Consider the following 4,572-nt stretch of genomic DNA (forward strand, 5'->3'; position numbering starts at 1 on the left):
GGGATCCATGTCATTCGTTAGTTCATATATTGAAAATTTTAATTTTTTTGGTGTGATAAATAGAAATGGAAAAGAAATTAGCCATAATAAAAGAAGAACTTCGGCAAGAAATAATAGCTGAACATCAAAGTAGTTTAGCCGATGCAAGAGAAAAATTTCAGTTGGCTTTAGATGATAGAAAAGATTTTCTTGAACCAAAAGGTGATTTTGATTTATACGAAACAAGAATTCCGAAAGGCATGAAGGTTTTTAAAACAGGGATTCAATTTTTAATTGGTTTTTTTCTTATAGTGACATTAGCAAGCAAAGGTTTGCTAGAAGTAGCGGAAACATTCAATTTATTAGATGATTTGCACTTTACGGATAATCAATTGTTTATTACAGATGAACTCTATAAGCATATACTTGGTATCGAATCTTTTGTTTATATAGGTAATGCATTAGCAATCTCAGCAGGTATAGAGTTGAGTTACATGCTGTTTACTGATGGTCCCGATGAGACCATTGAACCACTAATGTTAGCCATTGCTGCGGCAGCTTTTTATACTATATCCGAATCACCTGAAAATAGTTGGGCAATGCTTGGATATGCCATTAGTCTTTTAGTTTTAATGGTGTGTTTGAAGTTATATAAGCGTTGGAAGTTATAAACTAAAAATCGCATCAACACGATTTGCTACACTCGGAGTTGTCAGTTTGTCTTTAGTTTCGTGATTAAGGCAGTAAAATTCAGTTAAGTTTGTATCGTAGCAAACGTGTTATGCAGGCGTTATATTTTCTAGGAGAACTAGTTGGAAAACAAAGATGTAATCGAAGCGGTTAATACTTTGATTGAGGTAATACGTGTAGCTAAGGAACAGCCGGATGCGGCTGTAGTTGCTGCCCAATATACAGTTTACGGTATGCTCGGTGTTGCTTTTATCACTTTACTCGGACAGCTAATATCAACGCGGTTGTTAGTAAAATCTGAAATGCGTAAAGCAATTGCACAAGTCTCGGCGGAGCGAGAAGCCGAGTTTAATATTGCATGGACCAAGTCTGTTCAAGAGCTAGTTACAGATCTTCTTATATATACAGACCCTGAAATTGCTCAACCAGAAGACTGTAAACGAAATATTGTACGATGCGCTCATAGCCTTAACCTTTTGCTAAATCAAAATAACCCAAAGCATAAAGAGCTAGATAAAGCGGCTACAACTTTAGCTTTAAATTACAATGGCTGGGCGGAGACTGATACCGTTTTTAATCTTCACGACAGAGTTATCTCTGCCGCTAGAGAAGTGATATATCAACCACAAATATAACAAACTGTTCGAGAGGGATTCGCAACGCATGGCATTTTCACTATGCGTTGGTTTTAGTGTTTAAGGTGGTATGCGGCGGCTTTTGTATTGCGTTGCTCACCCCTTAACAGGGCGCTGAAGGATCCCCTCATAATTTCCCGAGTCCAGAATAATGAGTCAGCTGTTGATACTCGAGCATAGCCCATCGATATTGCTGTTCACTGATGATGTACCTTTGGCGCTTCCTTACTTCGCGCCCTAGTCGGGGAACGGACAATACGCGGCGATGTTTAATAGTGTTAGCTTGAAAGTCGTATTGCCACTGTGCTCGGGTAGCAACGAGGCCATTCCACCACATGAGTAATTCAGTCAGTAATGCAATTAATAACAATATATTCAGTCGTTTAGTGCAACGTGTTCCGTTGTGACGTAATGCTAAGCCGTAGGCTGTGCTTTTTAAATCTCGGAAGGCCTCTTCAATCTGCATTCTCTTGGCATATAAGTGAGTGATCTGAACTTCATTCAGCGTTTTTGTGGGAATGTTGGTCACGAGTAACCAAGGTTCTTTGGCATTTTTAGCGAAGAGTCGAGACGCACTGTGCTTCTGGCATGTGCGAGAGTGACGTTTGGCTTTGCGGCCTTTAGGTGTTTGCTCGTTGCTTTGGGATATAGCTTCTTGTTCCATTGCCAATCAACGTGTTCGACTTTTATGGAGACTTCACCACGAACACGGCCAAGCCAGAACCAGCCCTTAGCTTGAACCTGACGGAACCAAGTATTTCGAAAACCCGCGTCAGAGACGATGATAGGCGTAGTATCTTGAGGTTATATTTTCTCAAGTTTATCAAGGAAGTACTGGTGTGTGTTGGGTGAGTTATATTGTACATATTCAAAGGTTTACTCGTAGAGAGTGACTGCTCTGCCGCTAAGCGCAATGGATGCCCGTAGTGTCATGTAACGCAGTTGCTCCCTGGCATCGGACCAATCAATAAGAACGACAGGGCAAGGGTTAGCGCCAGTAATAAGTCGGGCATTCCATTTATAAATGTCATCTTTTTCACGGTGTAGCTGTGCATTGCCAAGAAGCCTATCAACCCGTTTTATAGCGTGTTTAGGCGTGGTCGTGGTGTTAAGAGAACGGCCAAGTTTGGTAAGAGTGAGGTCAGCTCCATCGAGTGCAGACTCAGTCGCAAGTAGGAGAGATTGAAGCCGTTTTTTATGAATAGTGGGACAATGATTGGTTAGAGTCTCTTGTAGGATCTGAATATCGCGCATCGGTAATTCCTTTTTATTGGAATGTGTTTTTGGCGAAATTCATTAGATCAAAGGGTACGGTGCGCGTCCTTCTCATTGTTTAGAAAAGGAATTTTGAGGGAATTCGCTAGAATTGGGCGTTGGCAATATGGGAGAAATGTAAATTATGCTGTACAAATATTTACCGTTAGACTCCTTGTCTGTCAAAAGCATATTAATAGATCATGAGGTCTACTTTGCATCGGTTGGTGGCATGAACGATCCTTTTGAAGGATTACCACGGTATAAAATGCCTACTCGCAAGGAAATTGAAAAACACTTGCTGCGCCGTGGAGCAAAACGTAAAAATCTTAAAAAGATAATGCCAAAAGCATTTGAAGATCTGTTGTATAACAAAAACAATTGGAGAAAGCTTAATGCAAAAGCTGCTGATTCAGCTGGTATATTTTGCGTTACTCCACATAAAGACAATCTCCTTATGTGGAGTCATTATGCTAATAGTCATGATGGTATTTGTATAGGGTTGGATATCAAACGTCCATTTGACGCTGAATTTGGTATTGGATACGAAGTTGAGTACCAAAATTCATATCCAGAAATCTGCTTACTTCAAAGAGATTTGCAGATGGCTTCGGTTTCATCTGGTGTCGAACTTCTGACTGAACGGGAGAAAGATGAGCTAGCAACATTACAGTTTTTCACTAAGTCGAAAGAGTGGGAGTACGAAAATGAAGTTCGATTCTTGAGACCAAAGCTAGCAGGCGGGGTTGGTTTAATGTCATTCAATAAAAATCAGGTAGTGGAGGTCATTATTGGTTGCCGTGTGAACCAAGATGATCGGAATTTCATTCATAAGTTAGTACGTGAAAATTGTCCTCATGCATCTGTATTTCAAGCAAACGTTGGTGAAGCAGAATACAAACTAGAGTTTGAAGCTTGCAAATAAAATATGAAGGGACAAGAGGGACAGGCACTTAAAGAAACCATAATCTTATCAGTTTCATGCGTTAGTGCTTTTGGACTCAAAGGGGAAAAGCGGGGACAGGCATGTTTAGAAAACTAATATATTACCCGTTTAATGCGTCAGTCTTTTGGGTTCGATCGCTGGTTCTGAATTGCTTCCATTCAACATCGAGCTACGCCACGTATTGTGCTTTAACACGCATTCGTAGCTCGATGTCTCTCTCACATTAATACCAATTATTGAAATGGATGGTCAGCATCGCTGCTTTGTTGTGGGTGAAAGTCACTTGCTCTTTGGATGGGTAAAAGCGGGGACAGGCACTTTAAGAAAACCATAATCTTATCAGTTTCATGCGTTAGTGCTTTTGGACTCAAAGGTGTGAGACAAAGATGAATGGATGGTTTCATAACGATATGCTTTTCATATTGTTCAGTCAGTATCCATTTTGAATCTCAATGACAAAAGCCCGCTCATCACTTATCAGCATTGAAGCCACACCTTATTACCACTGCGTTTCTCGCTGTGTTCGTCGGTCATTTCTCTGTGGCTACGATGAGCAAGCCCAACAAAGTTACGAACATCGTCGATCTTGGATTGAAAAGCGCCTGCTCGCGTTAGCAGGCGCGTTTTGTATCGATGTATGTGCATACGCCATTATGAGTAATCATTATCATGTGGTTTTGCATATCAATGCTGAAAAGGCAAAAACGCTGTCAGATGTTGAAGTGGTTGAGCGCTGGCTCGCTTTTCATCATGGGCCCGCGTTGGTTCAGCGATTTATGCAGGGAGATGAACTGTCAGAGGCTGAAACTGATCGGTGTAATGAGATCATTGAAGAGTGGCGAAAACGTCTTGTCTCAATCAGTTGGTTTATGCGATTAATTAATCAGCACATTGCCTCAGAAGCCAATCGTGAGGACAGCTGTACCGGACACTTCTGGGAGGGGCGCTTTAAAAGCCAAGCATTACTGGATGAGAAAGCTGTCGCCGCCGCTATGGCGTATGTTGATTTAAATCCTGTACGAGCAGCCATTGCCGAAGCGCCAGAAACGTCGGATTATACGAGCGTGA

General features: G+C 41.3%; 4 protein-coding genes and 1 pseudogene. 4 read left to right on the plus strand and 1 reads right to left on the minus strand.

All coding sequences use genetic code 11. From position 1 onward, the window contains the following. Positions 1-65 precede the first annotated feature (65 nt). Positions 66-650, plus strand: a complete 585-nt coding sequence (locus BCT27_RS19510; RefSeq protein WP_102396532.1) for a hypothetical protein — start codon at positions 66-68, stop codon at positions 648-650. A 141-nt stretch (positions 651-791) separates the two neighbouring features. After that, positions 792-1,304 carry a hypothetical protein gene (locus BCT27_RS19515; RefSeq protein WP_029853430.1) on the plus strand — a complete coding sequence of 171 codons (513 nt, stop codon included), beginning with the start codon at positions 792-794 and terminating at the stop codon, positions 1,302-1,304. A gap of 127 nt (positions 1,305-1,431) precedes the next feature. Here BCT27_RS19515 and BCT27_RS19525 read toward each other — a convergent pair. Next, a pseudogene (locus BCT27_RS19525) lies at positions 1,432-2,558 on the minus strand (IS4 family transposase). Between the two features lie 145 nt (positions 2,559-2,703). On the opposite strand from BCT27_RS19525, the gene BCT27_RS19530 reads away from it, so the two are divergent. After that, positions 2,704-3,483 carry a DUF2971 domain-containing protein gene (locus BCT27_RS19530; RefSeq protein WP_102396533.1) on the plus strand — a complete coding sequence of 260 codons (780 nt, stop codon included), beginning with the start codon at positions 2,704-2,706 and terminating at the stop codon, positions 3,481-3,483. Between the two features lie 473 nt (positions 3,484-3,956). Then, on the plus strand, positions 3,957-4,572 hold a 616-nt coding region (locus tag BCT27_RS19535; RefSeq protein WP_422386140.1), incomplete at its 3' end, for a transposase.

Source organism: Enterovibrio norvegicus (genome assembly GCF_002876705.1).
Taxonomy (GTDB): Bacteria; Pseudomonadota; Gammaproteobacteria; order Enterobacterales; family Vibrionaceae; genus Enterovibrio; species Enterovibrio norvegicus_B.

Bases quoted from the DNA above. Each gene is read 5' to 3' on its own strand.
- BCT27_RS19530 (WP_102396533.1), top strand. From the start codon at position 2,704: ATGCTGTACAAATATTTACCGTTAGACTCCTTGTCTGTCAAAAGCATA.
- BCT27_RS19510 (WP_102396532.1), top strand. From the start codon at position 66: ATGGAAAAGAAATTAGCCATAATAAAAGAAGAACTTCGGCAAGAAATA.